This is a genomic window from Bacillus sp. 37MA (assembly GCF_000372765.1).
Taxonomy (GTDB): Bacteria; Bacillota; Bacilli; order Bacillales; family Domibacillaceae; genus Domibacillus; species Domibacillus aminovorans.
On the sequence record NZ_KB889752.1, the window covers coordinates 3,038,624 to 3,063,433 of the forward strand.

The window sequence follows — 24,810 nt, forward strand, 5'->3', positions numbered from 1 at the left end:
CGGGGTGTGAAGATGAAAAGAAAATTACACAGTTTATTTGCAGCAGTTTTAACCATTGCTTTACTCATTCCAATTGCAAGTCCTTCAGCAGCTGTAGTGGAAAACAACTCATCTGGCACGACGGTACAATCGAATGGGACAAGCGCCGCTGCTGTACGATTTAGTGACGTACCTGCTAGCTTTTGGGCAATCGATGAAATCAATTATCTTGTACAAAAAGGCATTATTCAAGGATACAAAAATGGAAATTTCGGCACAAATGATTCCGTCAAACGGGAACACGCTGCAATCATCTTAGCGAAAGCACTCGGCATTCAAAATGAGTCGGCACCGAATCCTGGATTCCGGGATATTCCGACGTCTCATCCTGCATACAAATCAATCGCAGTCTTAACAAAATATGGTATTTTCAGCAAAGCAAACTACTTTAATCCGTCTGGTAAATTGAAACGCTCTCAAATGGCGAAAATTATCGCAGAAGGCTTTAACATGAAGCCGGCATATGTCGCCTCATTTAAAGACGTAAAAAGCACAGACTGGTTTTATCAATATGCATCAGCACTCGGCAGCGCTGGCATTGCGAGTGGCAGCAACGGCTATTTTATGCCATACAGTGAAATCAACCGCACCGAGTTTTCTGTCTTTATCGCACGTGCACTTGAAGCAAAATTCCGGACAGGTGTTCAAGTCGGCATTAAAAGCGCCGTCCACGAAGCAGACGGCCGCATTAAAATGACGCTCGTCTTGTACAACAACTCACGCAATAAAGTGTTTAATATTAAAGGCCAGTACACATTGCACGCTGGCAATACGATCGTCGCGGATATGACATCACCTCGCTCATTCGACAACATTGTCATCGGCGCCAACCAACAAAAAACAGTAACCGCTTATTTTGCCCGGATCGAAGTAAAACAACGGCCAGCTCTGCAAAACTTGTCACTCGACTACGAACATTCATGGAGTTACTACCAATAAGCTAAGGAAAAGGCTGCCCAAGTCAGATAATCTGACTTGGGTAGCCTCTTTTCGCAGCGAAATTTAATTGCCTTCGACCATTTGTAGCGTATGTACAACTTGTTGTGCCACGCACAATCTTGTTGCCGTAGACCCACCCGAATAGCATCTGCTATGATGGATACACTATTTTTTATTGGGGGAACCATCTCGTGGATACTGCTTATGACAATCTTAAAAAAGGAGAACAAGGCGCTTGGATCAGTATTATCGCCTACCTGTTTCTTTCAACATTAAAATTAACGATCGGCTGGATCGGTGCTTCAGAAGCATTAAAAGCAGACGGTCTCAACAACTCAACCGACATCATCGCCTCTATCGCTATTTTGATTGGCTTAAAAATTGCCCGGAAGCCGCCCGATGAAAATCATCGCTACGGTCATTTCCGCGCCGAAACCGTTGCTTCACTAATCGCTGCCTTCATTATGGCATCCGTCGGCATTCAAGTACTTATCGGTGCTGGCACGTCGCTCTTTCATGCTGATCATGAAACACCAGACATGATCACTGCCTGGGCCGCCCTTTTCGCTGCTGCTGTCATGTACGGCGTCTACACATACAACGCACGGCTCGCCAAAAAAATTAATAGCCCATCCATCTTGGCCGCTGCACATGACAATCGCTCCGATGCGCTGGTGAGTATTGGCGCATTTATCGGAATCATCGGCGCGCAGTTAGGCATGGACTGGCTCGATACATTGACTGCCTTCATCGTTGGCTTAATTATTTTAAAAACGGCTTGGGATATTTTCGCTGAAGCCTCCCTCACATTAACAGACGCATTTGATCGGCATAAAATTGAAGACATACAAAAATCCGTTGAAAAGGTACCTGGCGTCTACAGTGTATCAAGCATTAAAGCCCGCTCACATGGCAACATCACATTCGTCGACGTCGTTATTTTAGTCGATCCTGACTTAAACGTTGTCGAAAGCCATGACATTACTGAATACGTCGAAGAATCTTTACTGCAAGAACATAACATACGCGCCACCCATATTCACATTGAACCGAACGGCCACTGAACAGTGTGCCGTTTTTTGCCTACAAAAAAAACGGCCGCTCGTCGAAAGCGTACCGTCTCCTTCTATCAACTGCCTGCCATCTACGGTAACTCTCCCCTTTTCTTTATTCACTCCCTAACGGCTGCACATTATTTTTAATTTTTGGTGATTGTTTACTCACTTTAATCATATCGTTTTACAAAAGAGGAGATGAATAGTCCATTTTCTACTACATAATAAGTCTTCAAAAAAGACCAAGTCCCTTTTCAAAGATCTAGTCTTGCCCGTTTGTCCACTTTTCATGTTACGAAGGCGTTTATCTAATCCGTTAGATGATCGGAACCACCATTCTTACCTGCTTGACCCACCTCTTCTCTTATTTCAGCCAATGAGGAGTATAATGGCTTCCAAAATCTTAACGAAGCTAGTATTCCGCTAATGACTAAAGCACCTAAAGTAAATGTCAACCAAGGGGTAACTGACGATGTATCTAAACTAAGCAATTGACCGCCTGCAAATTTACCAGCACCTTCCCCTACTCCGGAAACAAAATTGGTTATACCGAAGAACACGCCGATCATTCGTGCGGTTCCGAGCCGAGATACAGTTGCATCCATTGTCGGTACAACCAACATTTCACCGATAATAAAGATCGCACCGCTTAAGAGCAGCCCATAAAAATTGGTAGCGAAATAAATAGAGCCAAGCCCTCCTCCAATAAATAACATCCCTATAGACAAATTGAACCATCTAGAAATCAGTGTTTGCAAACAACGACAATCAAAGCCTTAACGGTCCAAATCAGGCTGACGGCACGGGATCTGGCAATATATCTTCCGCCCGTAAAGGCAAACTCAAGGATAGCTGAGTATATAGTGTCCAAATAAGTATGCTGACCAGTGAAAAAACAACAAATGCTTTATTCTTAAATATCTCCACATATGATCGAAATGGAACGGTTTTGCATGGCTCATCACCGCATCCTTTAGGCAACATTAACCAACTTATAATACCTAACAATATGTATAACCCTGCCGATACATAAAAAATGAGTAGAAGGATGATTTTGAGTTGCCTTCTCAAATTTTGAAAATAAATATATAAAAGCAGGTGCGTTAAAAAGGTGCCCGCTTTTAAACAACAATAATATTTGAAATTTCTTATTCACTCTTATCATTAGTAATAGCCCTCATCTTCGCCCGACTATACTCGGTCGAAAATGAAGGCTTTTTCTTTCTGTTATCGGGAACCCTAAAGGTTCATCAATTCATTCCGTTCCATTCTCCTTGATTTTTGGACGCTTTTTCTTTTTTCGCCTTTTCTTTGTGTGCTCGATTAGCATTTGCACTGCCAAACTCTTTGGAGAATTCTGAATCGGTTTTACTGGAGTCAAATCCTTTTTTGTTCTTTTGTTCTGCATCATTTTTCTTCGTCCGCTTTGCCATAAGTATTCCTCCTTCTTTCCCTTAATATGAAAAATGAGAGTAGAAATATACGTCACAGCTTTTGGCAAGTATTCACTAATCTCCCTCTGAAAAAGGAGGGAACGGTTATCATCCAAGTATGCTCACTTTTGTTTTTATGTTCACTTCCCTATTAAAGATATTTTATCCGAAGTCGCCCAATCATTTATTGGTACAATGGAAGTAATGGATGTCTTCTCACCTAAAATTAATAAAATGGAAAATAACTTTCGAGTCAACTCAGCATAGGAACTTGCCATTTTCAATACAAAAATGCTTCCTTCGCTTTTATCTGAAAAATAAAAGTCGAATTCCACATAAGTGAAAAAAAGCCTTCAATATATATGTTTCCAATGATTCCTGCTATTGTTCAAACAAACCACCTTTGTTAGTATGGTATTAAGAAGAATAAAAAACGAAGGAGACCGACATGAATCAAAAAATTATTTTTTTCGATATAGATGGCACTCTGTATGATCATGATAAAAAGCTACCCGCTTCGACAAAACAGGCCGTCCGTGACCTACAGGAAAAAGGATATGAAGTTGCGATTGCAACCGGCCGCGCACCATTTATGTTCAAAAACTTGCGCGAAGAGCTCGATATCGATACGTTCGTCAGCTATAACGGCCAGTATGTCGTATTTAAAGGCGAACCGATTTACAAAAATAAGCTTAATAAAGAGGCTCTTTTGAGACTAACAGACGTGGCGATTAAACGCGAAAATCCGATTGTGTATATGGATCACGAAAATATGGGAAGGAACACCCTAGATAACGAAGATATGACAGTCGGGCTCAATTCATTAAAAGTCGACTTCTTCCCATCACATGACCCGAATTACCATGAAGGACGGGACTTGTATCAATCACTCTTATTTTGCAAAGACCCGGAAGACAAGTTATATAAAGAACAATTCCCTGAGTTCGACTTCGTTCGTTGGCATGTTGTATCTGTTGATATCGTTCCAGCAGGCGGCTCCAAAGCAAAAGGCATTCAAAAAATCATCGACAGACTTGACATTACGCCAGAAAATGTTTATGCATTCGGCGATGGCTTAAACGATGTGGAGATGCTCGAAACAGTCATGAACAGCGTCGCGATGGGCGATGGACGTGAAGAAGCAAAAAAAGCGGCCAAATACGTTACGACAAACGTAGACGAAGACGGCATCGTAAACGGATTAAAAATGGTTGGACTGTTAGACTAATAAGTAAAAATGACGGCTCGCATAAAAGCGGGCCGTTTTTTCTGTTCGAAAAATTCCTTATATATGCATAAATAATGAAAATATGGTCAGAATAATGGACAAAAGGATAGAGTGATATACAGATTAGAGAAAGAGAGGCGTTTATTTCCGTGGGAACATTCTCCAGTTTTATTGAGATGAAGCAGTGCTTTCAGGAAAATCCTCAAATGGCCATGAAAGTAGAAGCTGTCCATGTAATCGAAGATGAATTCACGAACCTGGATTATATTCTTTATGCCCCAAGCTCCGTCACCTTTTCAAACAAAGGATACTACAGGCTCGCCCACAACCAAAAATGGCTGACTGTTCATTTTGAAGAAATGTCCGATGAAATTGCGTGCATTGAATATGGAATGACCGGTCAACAGTGGAAAGAACAAAGCTGGTCGAAATTAGTATAAAATTCCCCGCCTGAACGAAAAGGCGGGGAATTTACAATATATATAATATTTGAATTACCGCTCTCTTATATTACATACAGCCATGGGGATACAATGCCACTTCTTGAACAAGAACTGTTTTTAAACCGTGCTGACGTGTTAACGAATGAGATAAAATCCATTAAAATTTCTTTAAAACAATCAAATTTGAAATGCATACAGCGGATCACGTTGATTTCATGGTGAGCTTCACAAGAATGTCTGGTGTTTAACTTCTGACGAAATCGCTTCAAGAACTTCATAAGCACGGTGTCCCGGTTCGTATTATTACCTCTACTTATTTAGGCATTATCGAACCAAAAGCTCTTCAGCATTTACTTCAATTCTCAAAATTGTTTGGGCCCTTCACAAACCGCTCTCAGAGGATTTATTTATAGATTTGATCCAACTAACAATTTATCAATTGTCGGAATATCCGCAGGTGCCCAGACGAGTGTGCTGAGTTCGTTTTTTGGCACCCAACGGAGTTCAGCATGTTCTTCAGCGGTTGGCGTGCCATCTATAATGCGGCATTTGTATGTAAGTAAGTTCACGATAACGGCTTCGTATTCATGTGTGACTTCTTCAATCTTCTTCTCTACTTCAACTGTGCAGGCGAGTTCTTCGATGATTTCTCTTCGCAAACTTTCTTCCGGTGTTTCATCTTTTTCGATTTTGCCGCCGGGAAATTCCCATAGGTTTGGGAATGTCATATCGGGTGAGCGAAGTGCGCAAAGGATTTGGTGCTGCTCGTTTTCGATCACAGCGCCGACAACGCGAACAGATTTTTTCATTTGGCTCATCTCCTTAGAACAAGGCATTTTGATTCGTAAAACATTTGGTTGTGTGAGATTCACCTACAATAAAATGTTGGCGGAACGTAAAGAAACGTACGAAAAATTCAAAGAAGATAAAGTAGTTCTCAAAAAGCAAAAGTTTCCGACCTCGGCTAAGTACAAAGGGGAATTTTCGTTTCTAAAAGAAGTGGACTCTTTTGATCAAAATTGACAAGTGGTTTCCTTCCACAAAGAAGTGTTCGAATTGTGGAACAGTCAATGTCATAGCCCTTTCAGAACGCACCTATCATTGTTCTTGCGGGTATACAGCAGATCGTGACTACAATTCAGCAATCAACATCAAAAAGGAAGGCGTTCGCTTGTTAGCGATGTAAATAAATGAACTCTTGGAACAAGAGGGGTAGCTCGGTCCGTTTTCGTTGGCTAGTAAAAATAACGATAAGTCGAGAAGCCCTCACTTCAAACAACCCGAAAGGGTGTTAAGTGGCGGGTAGTTCACCAAGCGGGACATTGAGTCCCCAAGTCATCATAATACAGATAAGTATGATATATGGACGAAAGTTTTGCAAAATGTCCCTTCTTTCTAGTATTGTATGGATTTCCCATAAATGAAGAGATATCCTGCCGTCCGCCCAATTTCACTTCCCAACCGGTACTTTTTTCCGAATCAACAGCTGATAAAATACGTCGGATAAGATCAAGCCGAGAGCGATAGAACCAGAAATCATGAAGGCTTTGGCTGCTAGACTCATGGCATTTCCGTAGTCATTTTGCACGAAAGCGCGCATCGCCCGGTAAGCGGTACCGCCTGGAACGAGTGGGATGATACCGGCAATCGTGAAGATAATAACCGGTGTTTTGTACAGTCTTGCGTATACATGTCCGATGATAGCGATTGTGAATGAGGCAGCGATTGTGGATGCCAATGGATCGACGTTGTTTTCAGATAAAAAATAGTACGCCATCCAGCCAGCCATCCCGACAGTGCCGCACTTTACCAGCAATTTTCTTGGTACATTAAACATAATGCCGAAGCTTACTGCAGCGAGAAAGCTGAACAGCGTATTGGTTAGAATGGTCACCTCCACATCCCCTTAAATCAATGTCATAATAACTGCGATGCCTGTTCCGATCGCGAGTGCCGTAAGCAGTGCTTCTGCTCCTTTAGCCAAACCAGAAATAAAATGACCCGCCATTAAATCGCGTACGGCATTTGTAATAAGCAGGCCCGGCACGAGCGGAATAAGCGTACCGATGATGATTCGATCAAGATCGCCGCCAAAGCCAATTCGATAAAAAAAATACGCTGCAGCACCGCTAACAAACGCCGCAATAAATTCCGAGAAAAACATCGTCGGCACAATGTCCGCGACCTTTAACACAATAAAATAAGCTAGTCCACCGGCTATCATAGCAGGAAGCACGTTATCAAAGCTTCCTTTTAACAGGATAACAAAGCTTCCACTCGTCGATGCTGCCGCTAGTATTTGGATCCAAAAGGGAAAAAACATCGGTGCTTTCTGGATCGCCTTTAATTCATGGTAGGCCTGCACTGTCGTCAATTCCCCCGCGCTGATTCGCCGCGAAATCGCGTTAACCGCACTCACTTTATATAAATCGGTCGTCCGGTTCGAAATTCGTATCAGTTTTGTTTTCGTCGGCTCGTCTGTTTCAATCGAAAACATAATGCCCATCGGTGTCACAAAGCTGTGTGATTCACGAATGCCATATGCCAGTGCAATCCGCATCATCGTATCTTCTACTCGGTACGTTTCCGCGCCATTTTCTAACATAATTTTCCCCGCGATCAAACTGACGTCCATTATGTTATAATTTTCTTCAAGTTCGGCATCCACCAAAATCACCCCAGTCTTTGTCAATGTCTCCATTATAGCGTATCACGTTCCCCTTTTTCATCTGATAGAAAAACAACCGGCAAAAAAGGTCAATGCCGGTTGTAAACGATTGTTTTGTTTTTCCCTCCTGATTTAGCTTGATAAGTTGCCGTACTTCATAGATGACCAGTTTCATGTTCGGCATATTCAGCTGTTCATTCTTAATATAACCTAGAGATGTTGCTTCTTCAGAAAACTTCGCCAGCTTATTCAGCGGAATTGAAATGAAAATAGCTACTCCTATCGCAAACAGGACAATTAAAAGAAGCACTGTTTTTCCAGTAGTATACCATCTTCTTCATATAGGATATTCTGCTATGATAAAGAAAAGAAACACTCGATGGAGATGAACAGATTTTGGATTTATTAATGATTGTTTTACCAGCATTTTTAATTTTTTTGACTGGTTACGCGGGACAGAAGTGGATTGGATTTGATATTAAATCGATTTCGATGGCCGCTCTTTATTTAATGTCGCCTTTTCTTGCGTTCCGGACATTTTACGCTAATGAATTAACGATGGAGTACGTTTATATTACGGCTTTTTGCCTCATTTTATCCTTGTCATTAATTCTTATTGTACTCGTAACCGGCTTCTTCATGAAAGCATCCCGTCCAAAAATGGCAGCGATGATTCTTGGCGGTGTCTTTATGAACAGCGGCAATTATGGCGCACCGGTTGTGTTATTTGCCTTTGGGGCGGTTGGTTTTGATTATGCGGTTATTATTATGGTGTTCCAAGCCTTTTTGATGAACACGATCGGGATGTTTGCGGCGTCATTTGGCGGAGAAGAAGAAACGACGTTGAAGCAGTCGCTCCAGCGCGTTGTACGTATGCCCGTTGTCCACGGCGCGGTCCTCGGGGTCATCTTGCAATTGCTACATGTACATATTCACCAAACATTTATGGACGCAATTAGCCTGGTCGCTGATGCCTCGATTCCGACAGTTATGCTCGTTCTCGGCATGCAGCTCGCCGTTATTGCGACAAAGCGTGTAGCATATAATTATGTGAGTGCAGTGACCTCCATCCGAATGATTGCATCACCGCTTCTTGCCGTGTTGATCGTGTCGTTTATGCCGGTCAATGACTTGCTGAAAGATGTCATGATTTTGCTGGCGGCAATGCCTGCTGCGGCAAACACGACGATGTTTGCCATTCAATTCGGTACGGAGCCCGATCTCGTCTCGTTTACTACACTGGTGACCACATTATTAAGCATTTTGACGATTCCGCTCGTTTTGTTTTTACTTGGCGTATAGCAAGCGTTTACTCCGTTTTCATAAACGTCACGGTGCGCGCGGCGGCGTCATATAGCACCCATTCGCGCGTACCCCAAACGGCACCAGCGTTAATGCCGTATCTTTTTTTCTTTAAATGCACCGGGACTCCGTACGAGAATGGCAGTCGTTTCCCTTTCCGATACAGTCCTGCTTCATGACTATGCCCGAAAAAGAGAAGCGACGGTTCCGTTTTGGGCAGCACCGGTGTCCACTCTTTTGTCCATTTCCACTGGTGGCCATGCATTAGCACAGCTCCTTCAATGATTATGTGTTCTGGTAAATGTTCATATTGATTCCCACCGGTCACCACCATAATCCGCTCTTCCTGATTGCCCCGGACCGATGGAAATGTTAGCAGCGACACGAATTCTTCCGACCATACTGCCGCTTCCTCTAGTCTTGATAATCGAATCGTCGCTGCTTTTCTTTTTCCAATTTTAGATTCAAATAAATCGCCTAGTCCAACCACTTTCGCATTCGGTACCGTAAGCTCAATGTGAGCGAGCACCGCTTTCGTATCGTCAATGCTAGAATGCAAATCACCAAGCAGCGCATACTCCATTCTTCTATCTCCTTCCATCAAAGTATTTTTTCTAATTGCCGATCAAAAAATAAAATCGCACACCTTTGTTAACACGCCCTATGCGTCAAAAAACCGCCTTAATTTTGGCGGTTTAATTCATGATATGACATGATGAATACGAATTGTTAAATATACTTTTTTATTATATTCATTTGTTACCTTCAAGACTACCGCAATCATCATCTGCGCACCATTCTGTTTTTTTAGCCGTCACCTGTTCTTCTGTCCCTACTTTATGGAGCACCTGCAAAAATGACTCCACAGGCTGCGCACCCGACACCGCATACTTCTCATTAAATACAAAAAACGGCACGCCCCGTACACCAACCTGCGCCGCTTCCTTCTGATCCGCACGCACTTGATCACTATACTTTCCACTTTCAAGTACGTTTAATACTTCTTCTTTAAGGAGGCCGGATTCTTCTGCGAGCTGGGCGAGAGATTCAAAGTCTGCGATATGCTTTGATTCCGTGAAGTATGCTTTCATTATGCGTTCCGTAAACTCCGCCATCTTGCCTTGTTCTTTCGCATAATGCGACAGACGGTGTGCATCATGCGTATTAGCTGGGATAATGGTATCCATTTGATAATCAAGCCCCGCTTCTTTCGCCTGTTCTGTCATTTGATCATTCATCGCTTTTGCTTTTTCACGCGTCATTCCATATTTCCCTGCCAGCATGTCATGAATATCCTGATCAGCTTTTCTCGGTGCATTCGGATCGAGCTCAAAACTACGAAACTCTACCTTTACATTTCCATCAAACTGCTCGATTGCTTGCTCAAAGCGGCGTTTTCCAATATAACAAAATGGACATGCAAAGTCCGACCAAATTTCTACTTTCATCTTCGTCCAACTCCTTTTCTTAAGAGTAGGGCACATTTAAATGAAGCGCAAATCATCTGCCCGAATGCTACTTTTTCACTCGGTACAATTTATCATCGCTCTCTGCCTGATTGCCCCGGCCATCGGTGTTGTTTGTGACGAAATAAAGAAATTCGCCGTCCGAAAATACATCCCGTATGCGGCCGTATCCTTCTATTTCTTTTGATACTTGGAGCGTTTCTATATCGATTTTCAACACAGTCTCGCCTCTTAATGACGCGACGTATAGCACTCCATCATGCCAGACCATTCCGGACGGCGCCCACGTGTTATTGGCACCGGATGTAATAAGCGGCGTTTCTAGTCCATCCGTTTTCTCAATTCCTCCTATTTCCGGCCAGCCATAATTATTACCTTCTTTAATGATATTGATTTCATCGTTCGCCGACTGCCCATGTTCGGAAGCATACATTACTCCATCCTCTGACCAGGTAATGCCCTGTGGATTTCGGTGGCCCAGACTGTAAACAGTTGCGTCGCCTGATTCATTCACACGTACAATTTTCCCGTTTAATGAACCCAGATCCTGCGCAGTGTCAGGTTCTGAAGCGTCCCCGATCGTCACATATAAGGCTTTGTCCGGTCCGATTTCAAGGCGTCCGCCATGATGAACATTGCCGGAACGAACGTCATCCAGCACGACTTCTGCTTCACGCCATAGCGTACCGGACGATTCAAGCACGACGACACGATTATACGGTTCACCGTCTTTGTCATACGTATAGTAGGCATAGGCCTGGCGAGACTCATCAAAATCCGGCTTCAAAACGAAACCAAGCAATCCGGCTTCTGACATATCTGAAAGCGGTTCTGCTAGAATGACTTGCTGATGTTCGACTTGACCGTCTTCTATTTTCGCAATGGTTCCTGGCCGCTCTGAGATGTAAAAAACATCTCCCGACTGATCAATGGACCACGGTACATCGAGTTCGGCTGCCACTTCTTCAATCAATTCGCTTTCCGGCTGCGCCGGCTCCTGAATGCCGCATCCTGACAGTAACAAAAATCCGGCTACCCATTTTTTCGCCACCCCATCAGTCCTTTCTCCAATAATGAATTGATACAATATCCCCAAATTTCTTCACATCCGCAAGCACAAATACCGCTTCACTCCCCTTTGGAAAAAGCGGAATTCCACCTCCGAGCACTTTCGGAATAATGGCCACATATAGATCATCAAGCAGCCCATTTACGAGGCATTCTTTCACGACCTCACCGCCGCCAACGAGCCACACATCGCCTTCTGCAGAAGATTTTGCCCGTTCCAGAACATCAGATATAGCCTCATTTATAAACGTCACATGCTCTGTTTCACCAGCCAGCATCCGTGACAGAACAAAACACGGCTTGCCCGCATATGGAAAGTTATTCGTAAGCTGCAACACTTTTTCGTACGTTTTCCGCCCCATCACAAGTGAGCCAATTTCATCATAAAATGCACCGTACCCATTATCGCTGCCATCACCCCTCACATCTTCTAGCCAATCGACCGAGCCATCCTCGCACGCGATGTATCCGTCTACACTTATCGCAATATAAAGAACGATTTTTCCCATCCTGATCATCCTTCCTCTGATATAATCAATCCAAAAGGGGATTTAAATGAACAATATTACACCGATTCACATACGCGAACTCGACTCGATCCGAAACCAATTTTCCAATTACTTTGAAGAGCATGCAGATGAAACCGAACTTGATCGCCTGTACCATACGTGGATCCCTCTTCTCAGCACATATGTGACTCATGACTCAATCGAAGCAGCGATCGACGACTGGTATGCACTTATCGAACATCCTTATATATGGTTTCATTATATAGAAGAAATACAGTCGATATCAACGCGTCCAATCGTCAGCGATACGCTTGAGGCATGGAAATTGCCCTTTGTTTTTGCTGGCATCCGTAAAGAAAATCACACGTATCGAAATTGGTCCAATGGCAGCGAGTGGTCACTGTCAGATATAACAGGCGATCACTTCATCGGCATTGCACTGCCGCTTCCGGAAAAAAACCATGCCGTTATCCATCACTATTTTGAGGCAGATGAAGACTTTTTTAATTTACTTGAAGATCATTTTGAGAATAGCTCGCATACGTCCAGACAGCTTTATTTGAATCGCATGTATTTAACGTGTCTGGCACACCTTAGTGACTAACTCCGTGCCCGTTCTGCATTGAGCAGTCCACCAAGTAAAATAACGACAGCCGTTAAATAAAACCAGAGAACGAGGACGATGATTCCAGATAGCTGGCCGTACAATCTTGTATAGCTGACGGCAGCTGCGTAATTTCCGAACAGTAGTGAACCAATCTGCCAGCCAAGCGCTGCAAAAATGGCGCCTGGCAGGACAAAGCGGAGCGTTTGCCGCTCGTTCGGAATGATTTTGTAAAAGGCTATGAAAAATAAAATTAAAAATAATGTTCCAATGCCCCATTTAGCGATTGGCCAAATGGTCAACCAGCCGGACCAAGCTTCAATTGTAATGGACTGAGCAGCGATCCATTGCAAAAGACGTTCTGCGAATGGGATGAACAGAGACAGCGGCACTATGATCATGAAGATCACTGTCACGCCAAAATCACGAAGAAGTCCTTTCCAAAAAGGCAAATTCCGTTCAATTCCGCTCACATCATTAAGCGACCGACCTAGTGACTGTACAGCCATTGAAGAAAGCCAGAACGTTGAAAGTAAGCTGAGTGAAAGTACTTGTCCTTTTCCTGTGGACAAAACCGCATTGACGTTTTCTTCAATAAGTGTAAATGACTCACCCGGTGCATATGGCCGTATGAATTCGAGAATTGCTTCTTGATCGACGGGGAAAAAACTGATTAGTGACAGCATAAAAATCATAAATGGAATAGCAGATAAGAGCAGATAATAAGCAGTCTGTGCAGCTTGATCATAAAAGCGCTCTTCAAAAAAACGGGCAATCATTCGTTTTATTACATCCATCTGCTTCACCTCTTCTTATTGATTTTTACCCGTATTCAAGAAAGCCTATACCGACTTTAGCGGGATTCTAATATATATCAGCAGGGTTTAATTGTTATTTATCCCGCCCGTCGCCATGAATCAAAGGCTCAATGGCACAACATTCATAGCTACGCCTTTTTTAGCACGTCCTGTACGACAAAAAAGCCGCTGCAAAATGCAGCAGCTTCTCTCCCTATTACGCCCAAATATCACCTGTTGCACCTTGTGAGATGAAACCGGCGTTTGCTTCATCTGTATCAATGTGCATTTCAAGTGCATAGCTGTCTGATACGCGAATGACGACGTTTCGGAATGACACCGGGCGCTCTCCGCCTACTTCTACAGTCACAATTTGACTATTTTCAACGTTGTATTTCTTCGCATCTTCTGTCGTCATATGAACGTGTGCTTTTGCAATGATCAAGCCTTCTGACAATTCAATAGAACCGGCAGGACCGGTAATCGTTACTGCTTCTGATCCTTTAATATCGCCTGATTCACGAAGCGGCGGTTTTACACCGAGCTTTACAGCATCTGTCAAGCTGACTTCCACCTGTGTTGCAGGGCGACACGGTCCGAGGACGCGAACGCGTGCAATTTCGCTTTTCTTGCCGGCAATTATCACTGTTTCTTCAGCTGCGAATTGACCCGGCTGTGACAAATCTACGCGTTTCGTTAATTCGTGTCCTGATCCAAATAAAATTTTAAGGTGTTCCTGTGACAAATGCACGTGGCGTGCTGAAACAGCAACAGGAATTGTTCCATGGTTTGTTAAAGTCATCTATCTTCCAGCCTTTCTGTTTAACACTGATTGCATCATGCCTATTTTACATGATTGCACCGGAATAATACGCGTAACATGCTTTTTTCTTCGACTTCTTTTTAACAAATACATGTCTTTCGCTTTTTTCCGATTGCATGACGGTCTTCTATTTTCTTTATATAATCTATTGCAACTGGTACTTTACAAGCTGTATTGCCAACGTCAACGTGTACTTTGCCAATAGCAACTGCTACTTCTTTTGCCCGCTCTGTCAACGGTGCATAATACGCTCCGACACAAATAACAAAATTGTTCATAACGTAGCGTACACGATTCTGTTCTTCATGAATTGTTTCCGCCACCTGCGCTAAGAGCCGCTCCACTTCTTCACCATCAATCTGCTCATCTGGTGCGATCGACAAATAATTGCTATACGTACTCCATCCAGCAACGACGATCATTTCTTCATCCGCCCGCATCCATTCCCGTGCAAGTTCGATCGCAAAGAGTGATTCAGCCGCAATCTGTGCGACTGTATATTCGCTGATCATATACCAGTAAGCACCGCGCACCCATTCGTTCAATCGCTCTTTCGTCATCTCTTTCGGCTTGACCGTAAGCCCTGCCAAATACATCGCATCACTATTACCCGAGGCGTATAAGTCATAGACGAGCTGCTGATCCTTTTTCACATCTTTCACAAAGTGCTTTTTCAAATCGCCCACTTTAACGCCGAAAAATGGTTCCTTCGCGCCATGCCTCAAAAATGTTTTTTTCGTCTGATCCGTGCCGAACCGCTCCAACTTTCCCATTACTTCTTCGTATGTCATTTTCCAACACCCTTTTTCATCTTTATTCTTACTTCTTTCTATTCCCCAAATGATACAAAAAAATCACCGAAACGGATTCGGTGATCTTTCAAGCGAATTATTATTCGCCAAGGCCTTGCGATTGCATTGTTTCTGCAAGTGCTTCGATTGCTGCGTCAGCATCTGAACCGTTAGCGGCAATTTTTATAGAAGCACCTTTCGGAATTCCAAGAGACATTACGCCCATGATGGATTTCAAGTTCACACTTTTGCTATTGTAATCTAATGTGATATCAGAGCTAAACTTAGAAGCTGTTTGAACAAGAACCGTCGCCGGACGCGCGTGGATACCTGTCTCATCAATAATTGTAAATGTTTTTGTATTCATTTTAATAATCTCCTTTACTGTTCAATTACAAACATTACTCATTATAATGCAATCCATACAGAAGTACACTATTTTTTACCCGAAATCATACATTTTTAACCCTTTTAATTTAAAATTTCTGGCGTAACCCTCAATGTGGATATTGTTGTCCTGTTGGTGCTTGTATGTATGAATTCTATCGTATTGTTTCCTCTTCTTGGAAAAAGAACTCGCATGCAGGACTAAAGTTCCCTTCAACACACAAAAACATCCAGCAGTCAGTCTATTTATCGAAGGGGATAATTGATAAACATCTGTTTTATCAAATGACTAATACGTCGTGTTGTGCTTCAATAAATTGTGAATATCCCGTTGTCACAACAAAAGAATGTGTGGCCATTTTGCCATTTTCTTTTTTATAAACCCCTTTTAAAAGAGGACCATCCGTAATGCCCGTCGCGGCAAAAAAACAGTCATCCGATTTCACAATATCATTCATTGTTAATACAGCATGCGGATTGGCAAGCCCCATCTTTACGCAGCGCTCCGATTCCTCTTCCGTTTCCGGAATCAGTCTGCCTTGAAAATCGCCGCCGAGGCATTTCAATGCCACCGCCGCAATGACCCCTTCCGGTGCGCCACCAGTACCTACAAGGATATCGACGTCTAGTTCATCAATAGCTGTTGCGATTGCTCCAGTAATATCAACATCGGAAAATAATCTCACTTTTGCGCCCACTTCAAATACCTGCTTCATTAAATAATCATGACGGGGGCGATCCTGGATCATCACTGTCAATTCGCTCATATCTTTGCCAAGCGCTTTTGCGACGGACTGCATGTTTTCTATAAGAGACACATTTATATCAATACAGCCTTTTGCTCTCGGTCCGACAGCGATTTTTTCCATGTACATATCCGGTGCATGTAAAAGTGTTCCCTGTTCCGAAACTGCAATAACTGCCAGCGAATTATCCTGTCCTTTCGCTACAAGAGTGGTCCCTTCGACTGGATCAACGGCAATATCCACTTGAGGCCCGTTGCCAGTACCGAGCTTTTCACCAATATACAGCATTGGTGCTTCATCCATTTCCCCTTCACCGATGACGATAACCGCGTTCATATTTATGCGATTCATTTCATTGCGCATCGCTTCTGTCCCAGCACCATCCGCTTCATTTTTATTCCCCTTTCCAATCCACGGATATACCCCAATCGCTGCCTTTTGTGCCACCGTTAAAAATTCATCTGCCAGTGACTGAATGCATTCTTTTTGTTCAATGTTTAATCGAGACATTGTTTTCGCCCTCCTGCTCATTCAATAAAATGAATTTTTATGCATTTATAGTTAATCAATGGTACAATTTATATTAAAAAATCCACCCGCCCGTCAACATTATTTTGACTTCGATGAGCGGGTGAATCTATTTTCATTTATTATTACGCCACTTGAGCGGATTTAATTGTCGTTAAAAATGTATCGAGAATAAGGTAAGCAGATGTAGCACCGGGATCTTTCGTCCCTAGAGAACGTTCTCCAAGACGGCTTGAACGCCCGCGTTTAGAAAGCATTTCTTTCGTTGATTCCATCCCCTGCTCCGCTGCTATAACGGCTTCAGAAAATGCAGCTAAAAAATCATTGGATTTTTCAAAGTTAGTCTGTAAGCTTTCGAGTGTCGGCTGCAATGTGTCGATCATCGTTTTATCGCCGACTTCGGCTTTCCCACGTTCTTTAATTCCTTCAACAAATGCGACCCAGAAATCTTTCAACTCTACATCAGTTAGTTCTGATTTTCCTTGAAATGCTTTAGCGCCTCTCATAAAACCAGTTGCATAAAGAGGTCCTACAGAAGAACCGACAGCGCTAAGAAATGTACGTCCTGTTGTAATGCATATCTTGCCGCAATCCTGTTCGTCTTTCAATTCAGCTTCAAGTTTCTCATTTACAGCTTGCCAGCCAATAGACATTGTGACACCGTGATCGCCATCACCAAGCTTACGATCCAGTTCGCATAAATATTCTTTTTGCTCTTCAATCATCACCACAACGTTCTTCAAAAAGGTTTTTAAATCTTCAGCAGTCATTTTCATCTTGTGTCACTCCTTATTTTTGAACGTACATTGGGCAGTCTGCTGCATGATCCACAAACTCGGCCAATTCTTCGTCTAGTTTCAAAATAGTTACAGAGGCACCGCCCATTTCAAGGGATGTGCTGTAATCCCCAACGTAAGATCGGTGGATTTCAATACCTTTTTCACTTAAGATCTGTTCAACACGTCTGAACATAATGTAAAGCTCCATGCGTGTCGTTGAGCCTAATCCGTTGACTAGAACAGCTACTTTTTCGCCCTTTTCAATCGGCATATCAGCTAAAATATCATGTACGAGACGATCCACGACTTGATCAGCAGGCTGCAATTCGCCCTTTTCAATTCCAGGTTCACCGTGATGGCCTAGACCGATTTCCATTTCATTTTCTTCAAGTTCAAAGCTCGGTTTTCCTGTTTGTGGAAGCGAACAAGGTGTTAAGCCAACACCCATCGTACGCATATAATCATTTGCTTTCTGCGCAACGCGAACCACGTCGTCTAGATTATAGCCTTTATCCGCTGCAGCACCTGCTGCTTTCGTGACGAAAAATTCGCCAGCGATCCCTCTGCGTTTTTCTTTTTCCTCTTTTGGCGCAGAAGCTACATCATCTGTGACCAACACAGAGCCTACCCGAATACCACTTTCAAGGTCAGCAAGTTCCGCCGCCATTCCAAAGTTCATCACGTCTCCGGCATAGTTTCCATATATATAAATGACGCCTTCTCCCTTGTCGATTGCTTTCGTTGCTTCAAGAATTGGATCTGGAGGAGGAGAAGCAAAAATATTTCCGACTGCAACACCGTCTGCCATTCCACTTCCAACATAACCCATAAATGCTGGTTCATGGCCAGAACCGCCACCAATTAAAACGCCTACTTTTCCTTCGCGTGTTTCTTTGGCTGTAACGAGTGCGCGTGCATTCTCTTCCAGCTGTCTGACATGTTTAGGATATGCCTTCACATACCCTTCAATCATTTCCTCTACAACAACCGTTGGATTATTAATGAGCTTTTTCATCTCTATACGGTCGCTCCTTTCAAATATTCCTGTTCTTTATCAGTGATTTGCTGTATTTTTCTCGCAGAATTCCCCCCAGGAAATTCAGAATCTAAGTATACTTTTACCACATTTTTAGCTGGTTCAATCCCGATAACTTTTGCGCCCATTGTCAAGACTTGTGCATCATTGCTTTTTTGTGCACGCTCCGCTGAATATGTGTCATGGCACAATGCAGCTCGGATACCAGGTACTTTTCCTGCTGCAATCGCCATACCGATTCCTGTTCCACAAACTAAAATTGCTCGATCAATTTTAGTTTCGTTAATATCATTCGCCACTTGAAACGCAACGCCTGGATAATCGATCTCTGTGCATGAATCTTCAGAACCATAATCGACAACCTCATGTCCTAACTCCTGAATGTACTCTTTCAAACTGTCTTTCATATCATAAGCATTATGATCGGAACCTAATCCTATTTTCATTATATATCGTCCTTTCGTTACTTTCTTCTTTTTTAACTTTTCTTTTATTAATTATATTTTTTCATTTTGTTACGAAAAAGTCAATGTTTACTTTCTTTTATTTTCGAATATTTTCGATTTACGAAAAATAACTAAAAAAAATTGAGAACATCTGTTAACAGACGTTCTCATTATTTCTTTTCTTTTCAATGAACAGCTTGTGTTTTTGCAGAAACGCCACCCACTACTTCATCTTTCGGCAATGTAACAAACCTCATGATAAGTGCACTAATTAAGTATAAACCGGAATAAATCCAGAGAATACCTACTGTGCCCACACTGCCAATAAAAAGACCTACAAGCGCTGGACCCACAAATGTACTCAAGCCTGCGCCGAGATTTAAAACTGACATCGCGGCTCCCCGATTTTCAGGAGCAAGTGATGGTATTAGAGCAGAGAGCGGTACGAAAGCGGCAACGCATGCTCCAAAAATTATCGCGGCAATCGTTGTAGCCCAATAGTTTGGTCCCATATACAACGGAATATAATAAAGCGTCATGATGGTGATAGCGCAGCCTACACCACCGAACCACATAACGGTATTTCTCCAGCCCAATTTGTCTCCGACAACGCCCCAAATGAGGTTAAAAATAACATTGCTTGTCCAAAGTGCAGCATAAATTTGCAACCATTCTGTGCGTGTAAAACCGATTTCGATCATATACGCTGGAAGAAAGACAACAAGCCCGTAAGCACCGGCCGTGTTAATCGTTCGAACAATTCCACCAAGTCCAACTTTCGGCCGTTCAAATGCGATCGTAATCCCTTTTGACAGATATTTCATCATTTCTGCTTTTGATTCAAATTTCTTTCGATTACTGCCATCGTCTTTATTTAAAACAATTGCAAGGATCGCCCCAATTGCTACAAAAACCAACGCGCTCCAGAGTGTTTTCATTTCGCCTAAATAAGGCAAAACTAAACTTGAATAATACGCACCGAGAACATTCAATCCAGCAGCGAACGAAACCCAGAACCAACCTACAGCTGTGCCAAGTTTCTCAGCTGGCGCGTAATAAGTAAGCCATACAAGAAAAGCATATGAGAATAAAGGATAACCTAGCCCGCGGAGTGCATACGTCGGAAGCATAATGGCCAAGTTCATCGTCGGAAGACCGACTAGTAAAAAGATCAGTGTTCCAAGAACAAACAAAACAACACCCATCGCCATCGTTTTACGAGGGCCTAAAACTTCAGCAAGTACTCCTGAAAACCACGCTGAGATCGCCACGGCGAAACCGTATGTACTAAAAAGTAAGGCGGATTGTTGAACAGTCAAACCGTTGTCAATTAAATAAGATGATAGCCAGCCTTGTTCCAGACCGTCCCCAATCATAAACAGCATTACACCGAAATACCCCATGGCCATTTTAGAGTCCATACCAAGTTTCCCTAAAAACCCCTGGTTTATATTCATAACCTTCTCCTCCTTTGTTCATCCCATTTTCAGTTAAAAATATAGGTTCCTATAATAATGTAGGAACCTATAGTAAATTCATCGTTTTACAGATTTGGATTAAGTACTACTTTTAATGACTCTGCTCCGTTTTTTACAAGTTGGAAGCCTTTTGCAAATTCTTCGAGCGGCAATTCATGTGTGACGACACCCTCAGTTGGGAGATCACCATTGGCAATCCCTTTAATAACCGGCTCGTAGCAATATGGTCCAAGATGAGAACCAAGTACATCAAGCTCTTTACGGTCACTGATAATACTCCAATCCACTGTAACCGGATCTTTAAACACACTGAATTCAACAAATCGGCCTAATTTTCGAATCATATTTAATCCTTGTTCCACTGATTTTTGAGCACCTGTTGCTTCAATGTAAATGTCACAGCCATAGCCATCAGTTAATTCTTTTACAATCGCATCTACATCGTCTTTTGCCGGATTTAAGACCATATCCGCTCCAAATTGTTTCGCCATCTCAAGACGGTCTTCAAAAAGATCAAGAACGATTAATTTGCCAGGCCCTGACTTTTTGATCGCACCAATCATGCCAAGTCCGAGCGTTCCCGCTCCTGCAAGTACAACAACATCGCCAAGCTGAATTTGTGCGCGCTCTACTGCATGGTAAGAACAAGCATATGGTTCAATTAGGATGGCTTTTTCAATCGGAAGATCTTCTGGTACTTTATAGTTGATGGCTTCTTTTGTAAATTTCATATATTCAGCCATCGCACCGTTTACATTGTTCTGGAAACCATACAAGTCATGTTTTTCACACATCCAGTATTGTCCACGGTTACAGAAGCGGCAGTCCCAGCAAGGAACAATTTGTTCTGAAATAATACGGTCGCCAATTTTAAAATCGCCCTTCACACCTTCACCAAGTGCAACGACATGTCCAATAAACTCATGACCTGGAATCATCGGTGCTTTAATGTAAGCAGGCTGTTTTTCATCTCCCCAAAAGCTTGGTGCTCCATCAAACGCTTTCAAATCTCCGGCGCAAATGCCACATGCTTCAACTTTAACGAGAATTTCACCTTCTCCAATTTGAGGAACAGGCACTTCTTCAAGGCGATAGTCACCAGGCGAATAGGCTACAACCGCTTTCATTGTTGTTGGAATATTTTTAGCATCATTTTGTTGAATAGCTGTTGTATGATTTGTACACATTTTATATCTCTCCTCGGTAAACAGTATGTTTTCAAGCATAAATCTCGCAATGACAGACAACGCTTACAATTAATCTTATTCATTTTTTGTTTTGTTTTGTTTGCATTTTAATTGTATTATATTTATTATCGAAACGTCAATATATATTTTTTATTTTTTTCATTTTACTTTCGTTTTCTTTTAATATTAAATGATTTACATTATTGTATTGAAATGATGTATTATAAATAAAAGAAGTAATTTCAAAAAAAAACCCTATTTTTTAAAATACCATGCTTTTTCTGCAATTAAAAGTTTTCTCTATTTCTCATTTAATTGCTTCAATTGTAATCATTTTTTTGTAAGCGGGTTCACTTTGAAAAATAAAATTGACATGCAGGTGATAAAATAATGAAGAAAATGTTTGCGCCGGAAAGGCGAAAAACCATTATGGAAAAATTAACTGATCAGCAGCGTATTACGATTAAAGAACTTTCAAAAGAAATTCAAGTTTCTGAAGCCACGTTGCGTACTGATTTAACGAAAATGGAAGAAGAGGGCCTTCTAACAAGAACGCATGGAGGAGCCATTTTAAATGATCATCACGATACTGAAACAAGCTTTTCCATCAGGGAAAGCAAAAATCGGGTTGAAAAATCAGCTATTGCTAAAAAGGCCACTGAACTGCTTTCGAACGGCCAATGTATTATGCTTGATGCCAGTTCAACCGCTCTTGAATTGGCCCGGGTTTTAAAGGATACACCGATCCGATTGACTGTGGTTACAAGTGGAATTAATACTGCATTGGAATTACATCACCACCCTGATATCACGGTTATTTTATTAGGTGGTATTGTAAAAAGAGGCTCTTATTCACTAGAAGGAAGCCTCGGTGTCAATATTTTAAGCCAAATTCATATCGATATCATGTTCACATCAGCAAACGGTTTTTCACTCGAGTCCGGTTTAACCGACTTCAATGTATATGAAGTGGAATTAAAAAAGGCTATGGTCAACGCTTCTAAAAAAGTTGTAGCATTGCTTGATCACACAAAAATGAATAAACGTTCTATCGCTTCTTTTGCCTCAACAGATTTAATTGATTTAATTATTACGGATGATCAACTACCAGATGGCTATGTGGCAAAACTAAGCGAACATCAAGTGGACATCCTCATTGCTTCCCCTAATTCAAAATAAAAAGCAGCTGGAATAAGATCCGGCTGCTTTTTACTTTACCAAATTGTATAACCGCCAGCCTCATTGTTGATAATTCATTTTCATTCCTTCTTTTAAAGACTTTCAAAACTCGTTAATTTTTTATCGTTTATTTACGATTTATCAAATTTACTTTTAATTAACTCCATTTTTTCTTGAAAATCAATTCAAAAATTAAATAAAAAACCGTCTGAAAAGCCGGGTTTCCCCTACTTTTCAGACGGTTCTTTTTTATATAATTATCTTGCTCCAACTAGCTCGCGTTGCTCAAGATGCAGTGGCGGCACAACAAGCCAGCCTTTTTCTTTGTTCAATTGTAAAAACTCATTACCAAGTTTTATTTTGGCTGCATGGCCTAGTGCAAACATGGCTCCAATATCTTCACGAATACACTGAGCCATTGCCATGCTCGCAGCTGTTAACCCGACCCCTATGTCCCGGGAAATACTTGCCGCAATTTCTGGGTCTTGGAATCGAGCACCTACGGGAATATCGTCAATATAAGCCTTTGGACGTTCAGGTGGTGCAGGAGGCAGACCAACACCGTTTTCTTTCAGGACTTGATCAAAAGCCGTTACTTCCGCTTGTGCAACTGTAATCGCTTCTTCAATCAGCTTTTTTAAATCTTTGTCACCCGCATGATTTAACAATGTGCTGTAGCCAGCTATCATGCCTTTTGCTGAAAGAGATGCTGCCCATACAGCCGATACTTCTCCATAATGTAAAGGTTCATCTTTTGGATTTCCACTTAATATGCCCAATTGGATCCCTCCGTCAGAAATGTATTTGTGCTTCTGCACGTCAGTAGTATATCCGCAGCGGGCAAAATTATCGGATTTCCATACATTACATTTTAATAAATAGGGGTAACTAATTTACCGCCCGTCACACCTGCTACGACGTTCTTGGCCCCAAGTTTAGCCATACTTATTCTCGTCTCCGCTGTTGCTGATCCAATATGTGGCAGTGTGACGACGTTTGGCATTTGCAGCAACGGATTGTTACGGTCTGTGGGCTCTTGTTCAAATACATCAAGACCAGCCGCTAAAATTTCGTTTGATTGGAGTGCTTCAATCAACGCTGCTTCATCGACCACTTTTCCACGGGCTGCATTTACGAAAATAGCTGTTTTTTTCATTTTTTCAAATGCCCGTTTACCAATCATTTTCTCCGTTTGCGGCGTAAGTGGTGTCATGACACAGACAAAATCGGATTGCTCAAGAAGTTCATCCATTGTACAATACGTAGCATTATATGTAGTCTCCGCTTCTTCATTGCGAGAGCGGTTATGGTATATAATATTCATGTCAAAACCGAAATAGGCTCGTTTCGCAAGTGTTGAACCGATACCACCCATACCGATAATACCGAGCGTTTTATGATGGACATCAACACCAAATTGCTGCTGCGAAAAGCCGTGTTCAGACCATCCGCCTGTTTTTACAAATTGATCGAGTTCTGTAATACGCCGCGCGGCTGACAACATAAGAGCCACAATCGTATCGGCCACTGTGTCATTTAACACGTCCGGTGTATTCGTCGCCATAATACCGCGTTCTTTCAATAAAGGAATGTCGAGATTGTCATAACCAACAGACGTATTACAAATAATTTTTAATTTCGGCACTTGATCAAGCAAAGCAGCATCAAATTTCAAACCTGATCCAAGAACGCCTTCCGCTTCTTTCAGCGCCTCAAGAAATACGGGGAACTCCTTTTTATAATCTGGGAAATACTGTACATCACACGACTCACGGATAAAATCAAGTACCTGTTCACTCATTCGTTTATAGACGACTACTTTCGGTTTCACGTTTTTCACCCTTTTTGTCTCATTTCCCTTATTGTACCACGTTTGTTC

Annotated in this window: 30 protein-coding genes and 2 pseudogenes; 10 read left to right on the forward strand and 22 right to left on the reverse strand. The window is 42.2% G+C overall.

What is annotated here, in order from left to right:
• Positions 1-12: 12 nt before the first annotated feature.
• Together A3M5_RS23890 and A3M5_RS0116685 are read left to right on the forward strand one after the other, a co-directional pair.
• Positions 13-978 (forward strand): S-layer homology domain-containing protein, encoded by a 966-nt coding sequence (locus A3M5_RS23890; protein ID WP_018394932.1) that lies wholly within the window; start codon positions 13-15, stop codon positions 976-978.
• Between the two features lie 191 nt (positions 979-1,169).
• Positions 1,170-2,042, forward strand: coding sequence for a cation diffusion facilitator family transporter (locus A3M5_RS0116685; protein WP_018394933.1), 873 nt, complete (start codon positions 1,170-1,172; stop codon positions 2,040-2,042).
• A 299-nt stretch (positions 2,043-2,341) separates the two neighbouring features.
• Here A3M5_RS0116685 and A3M5_RS0116690 read toward each other — a convergent pair whose 3' ends face one another.
• Positions 2,342-2,761: an MFS transporter gene (locus tag A3M5_RS0116690; protein WP_018394934.1), complete on the reverse strand. Its 420-nt coding sequence runs from the start codon at positions 2,759-2,761 to the stop codon at positions 2,342-2,344.
• 522 nt (positions 2,762-3,283) lie between these two features.
• Positions 3,284-3,466 carry a hypothetical protein gene (locus A3M5_RS0116695; protein ID WP_018394935.1) on the reverse strand — a complete coding sequence of 61 codons (183 nt, stop codon included), beginning with the start codon at positions 3,464-3,466 and terminating at the stop codon, positions 3,284-3,286.
• Between the two features lie 448 nt (positions 3,467-3,914).
• On the opposite strand from A3M5_RS0116695, the gene A3M5_RS0116700 reads away from it, so the two are divergent.
• The 3 genes and pseudogenes from A3M5_RS0116700 to A3M5_RS26675 all read left to right on the forward strand — a co-directional run.
• Complete coding sequence (locus A3M5_RS0116700; RefSeq protein WP_018394936.1) at positions 3,915-4,694, forward strand: Cof-type HAD-IIB family hydrolase; 780 nt, start codon at positions 3,915-3,917, stop codon at positions 4,692-4,694.
• 206 nt (positions 4,695-4,900) lie between these two features.
• Complete coding sequence (locus tag A3M5_RS0116705) at positions 4,901-5,134, forward strand: hypothetical protein (RefSeq protein ID WP_018394937.1); 234 nt, start codon at positions 4,901-4,903, stop codon at positions 5,132-5,134.
• A gap of 164 nt (positions 5,135-5,298) precedes the next feature.
• A pseudogene (locus A3M5_RS26675) lies at positions 5,299-5,508 on the forward strand (phospholipase D-like domain-containing protein); the annotation flags it as partial.
• Between the two features lie 36 nt (positions 5,509-5,544).
• On the opposite strand, the gene A3M5_RS0116715 reads toward A3M5_RS26675, so the two are convergent.
• Positions 5,545-5,946: a (deoxy)nucleoside triphosphate pyrophosphohydrolase gene (locus A3M5_RS0116715; protein ID WP_018394939.1), complete on the reverse strand. Its 402-nt coding sequence runs from the start codon at positions 5,944-5,946 to the stop codon at positions 5,545-5,547.
• Between A3M5_RS0116715 and A3M5_RS26220 the strand changes: the two are divergent.
• Both A3M5_RS26220 and A3M5_RS26225 read left to right on the forward strand, forming a co-directional pair.
• Positions 5,945-6,145: pseudogene (locus A3M5_RS26220) on the forward strand (helix-turn-helix domain-containing protein); the annotation flags it as partial. The gene A3M5_RS0116715 and the pseudogene A3M5_RS26220 sit on opposite strands and share 2 nt — an antisense overlap.
• A 1-nt stretch (position 6,146) precedes the next feature.
• Positions 6,147-6,323 carry a zinc ribbon domain-containing protein gene (locus tag A3M5_RS26225; protein WP_231373244.1) on the forward strand — a complete coding sequence of 59 codons (177 nt, stop codon included), beginning with the start codon at positions 6,147-6,149 and terminating at the stop codon, positions 6,321-6,323.
• Between the two features lie 264 nt (positions 6,324-6,587).
• Here the strand turns inward: A3M5_RS26225 and A3M5_RS0116725 are convergent, their stop codons facing one another.
• The 3 genes from A3M5_RS0116725 to A3M5_RS0116735 are packed head-to-tail and all read right to left on the reverse strand — an operon-like array spanning position 6,588 to position 8,115.
• The gene (locus A3M5_RS0116725) at positions 6,588-7,031 is read right to left on the reverse strand and encodes a threonine/serine exporter family protein (protein WP_018394941.1); all 444 of its coding nucleotides are present in this window, start codon (positions 7,029-7,031) and stop codon (positions 6,588-6,590) included.
• Positions 7,032-7,043: 12 nt separating this feature from the next.
• Positions 7,044-7,805, reverse strand: coding sequence for a threonine/serine exporter family protein (locus A3M5_RS0116730; protein ID WP_018394942.1), 762 nt, complete (start codon positions 7,803-7,805; stop codon positions 7,044-7,046).
• A complete protein-coding gene (locus tag A3M5_RS0116735; protein ID WP_018394943.1) occupies positions 7,789-8,115 on the reverse strand; it encodes a hypothetical protein in 327 nt (108 codons plus the stop codon). The genes A3M5_RS0116730 and A3M5_RS0116735 overlap by 17 nt, the downstream gene beginning before the upstream one ends.
• Positions 8,116-8,201: 86 nt before the next feature.
• On the opposite strand from A3M5_RS0116735, the gene A3M5_RS0116740 reads away from it, so the two are divergent.
• On the forward strand, positions 8,202-9,107 hold the full coding sequence (locus A3M5_RS0116740; RefSeq protein ID WP_018394944.1) for an AEC family transporter: 906 nt from the start codon (positions 8,202-8,204) through the stop codon (positions 9,105-9,107).
• 7 nt (positions 9,108-9,114) lie between these two features.
• On the opposite strand, the gene A3M5_RS0116745 is transcribed toward A3M5_RS0116740, so the two are convergent.
• The 4 genes from A3M5_RS0116745 to A3M5_RS0116760 all read right to left on the reverse strand — a co-directional run bounded on the left by A3M5_RS0116745 (position 9,115) and on the right by A3M5_RS0116760 (position 12,150).
• Positions 9,115-9,690 carry a metallophosphoesterase family protein gene (locus tag A3M5_RS0116745; protein ID WP_018394945.1) on the reverse strand — a complete coding sequence of 192 codons (576 nt, stop codon included), beginning with the start codon at positions 9,688-9,690 and terminating at the stop codon, positions 9,115-9,117.
• Between the two features lie 169 nt (positions 9,691-9,859).
• The gene (locus tag A3M5_RS0116750; RefSeq protein WP_018394946.1) at positions 9,860-10,555 is read right to left on the reverse strand and encodes a DsbA family oxidoreductase; all 696 of its coding nucleotides are present in this window, start codon (positions 10,553-10,555) and stop codon (positions 9,860-9,862) included.
• Between the two features lie 67 nt (positions 10,556-10,622).
• Positions 10,623-11,624: a PQQ-dependent sugar dehydrogenase gene (locus tag A3M5_RS0116755; protein ID WP_018394947.1), complete on the reverse strand. Its 1,002-nt coding sequence runs from the start codon at positions 11,622-11,624 to the stop codon at positions 10,623-10,625.
• Positions 11,625-11,628: 4 nt separating this feature from the next.
• Positions 11,629-12,150, reverse strand: a complete 522-nt coding sequence (locus A3M5_RS0116760; RefSeq protein ID WP_018394948.1) for a dihydrofolate reductase family protein — start codon at positions 12,148-12,150, stop codon at positions 11,629-11,631.
• Positions 12,151-12,196: 46 nt separating this feature from the next.
• Between A3M5_RS0116760 and A3M5_RS0116765 the strand changes: the two genes are divergently transcribed.
• The gene (locus A3M5_RS0116765) at positions 12,197-12,754 is read left to right on the forward strand and encodes a hypothetical protein (protein WP_018394949.1); all 558 of its coding nucleotides are present in this window, start codon (positions 12,197-12,199) and stop codon (positions 12,752-12,754) included.
• Here A3M5_RS0116765 and A3M5_RS0116770 read toward each other — a convergent pair.
• The 10 genes from A3M5_RS0116770 to A3M5_RS0116815 form a co-directional block, all read right to left on the reverse strand.
• Positions 12,751-13,551 carry a YihY/virulence factor BrkB family protein gene (locus A3M5_RS0116770; protein WP_018394950.1) on the reverse strand — a complete coding sequence of 267 codons (801 nt, stop codon included), beginning with the start codon at positions 13,549-13,551 and terminating at the stop codon, positions 12,751-12,753. The two genes, A3M5_RS0116765 and A3M5_RS0116770, sit on opposite strands and share 4 nt — an antisense overlap.
• A 217-nt stretch (positions 13,552-13,768) precedes the next feature.
• Entirely contained in the window at positions 13,769-14,353 is a 585-nt protein-coding gene (gene pduL / locus A3M5_RS0116775; RefSeq protein WP_018394951.1) for a phosphate propanoyltransferase, read from the reverse strand.
• Between the two features lie 101 nt (positions 14,354-14,454).
• A complete protein-coding gene (locus tag A3M5_RS0116780) occupies positions 14,455-15,165 on the reverse strand; it encodes a DNA alkylation repair protein (RefSeq protein ID WP_018394952.1) in 711 nt (236 codons plus the stop codon).
• 100 nt (positions 15,166-15,265) lie between these two features.
• Complete coding sequence (locus A3M5_RS0116785) at positions 15,266-15,532, reverse strand: phosphocarrier protein HPr (protein ID WP_018394953.1); 267 nt, start codon at positions 15,530-15,532, stop codon at positions 15,266-15,268.
• Between the two features lie 301 nt (positions 15,533-15,833).
• Positions 15,834-16,808: a class II fructose-bisphosphatase gene (glpX, locus tag A3M5_RS0116790; RefSeq protein ID WP_018394954.1), complete on the reverse strand. Its 975-nt coding sequence runs from the start codon at positions 16,806-16,808 to the stop codon at positions 15,834-15,836.
• Positions 16,809-16,951: 143 nt separating this feature from the next.
• The gene (gene dhaL / locus A3M5_RS0116795; protein WP_018394955.1) at positions 16,952-17,602 is read right to left on the reverse strand and encodes a dihydroxyacetone kinase subunit DhaL; all 651 of its coding nucleotides are present in this window, start codon (positions 17,600-17,602) and stop codon (positions 16,952-16,954) included.
• A gap of 13 nt (positions 17,603-17,615) precedes the next feature.
• Positions 17,616-18,620, reverse strand: a complete 1,005-nt coding sequence (locus tag A3M5_RS0116800) for a dihydroxyacetone kinase subunit DhaK (protein ID WP_018394956.1) — start codon at positions 18,618-18,620, stop codon at positions 17,616-17,618.
• 2 nt (positions 18,621-18,622) lie between these two features.
• Complete coding sequence (gene rpiB, locus A3M5_RS0116805; protein WP_018394957.1) at positions 18,623-19,087, reverse strand: ribose 5-phosphate isomerase B; 465 nt, start codon at positions 19,085-19,087, stop codon at positions 18,623-18,625.
• Positions 19,088-19,272: 185 nt separating this feature from the next.
• The gene (locus A3M5_RS0116810) at positions 19,273-20,544 is read right to left on the reverse strand and encodes an MFS transporter (protein WP_018394958.1); all 1,272 of its coding nucleotides are present in this window, start codon (positions 20,542-20,544) and stop codon (positions 19,273-19,275) included.
• Positions 20,545-20,630: 86 nt separating this feature from the next.
• Complete coding sequence (locus tag A3M5_RS0116815; protein ID WP_018394959.1) at positions 20,631-21,752, reverse strand: erythritol/L-threitol dehydrogenase; 1,122 nt, start codon at positions 21,750-21,752, stop codon at positions 20,631-20,633.
• A 390-nt stretch (positions 21,753-22,142) separates the two neighbouring features.
• Between A3M5_RS0116815 and A3M5_RS0116820 the strand changes: the two genes are divergently transcribed.
• Positions 22,143-22,931, forward strand: coding sequence for a DeoR family transcriptional regulator (locus A3M5_RS0116820; protein ID WP_018394960.1), 789 nt, complete (start codon positions 22,143-22,145; stop codon positions 22,929-22,931).
• Between the two features lie 257 nt (positions 22,932-23,188).
• On the opposite strand, the gene A3M5_RS0116825 is transcribed toward A3M5_RS0116820, so the two are convergent.
• Complete coding sequence (locus A3M5_RS0116825; RefSeq protein WP_018394961.1) at positions 23,189-23,710, reverse strand: DUF3231 family protein; 522 nt, start codon at positions 23,708-23,710, stop codon at positions 23,189-23,191.
• Between the two features lie 92 nt (positions 23,711-23,802).
• A complete protein-coding gene (locus A3M5_RS0116830) occupies positions 23,803-24,762 on the reverse strand; it encodes a 2-hydroxyacid dehydrogenase (RefSeq protein WP_026221781.1) in 960 nt (319 codons plus the stop codon).
• Positions 24,763-24,810 lie beyond the last annotated feature (48 nt).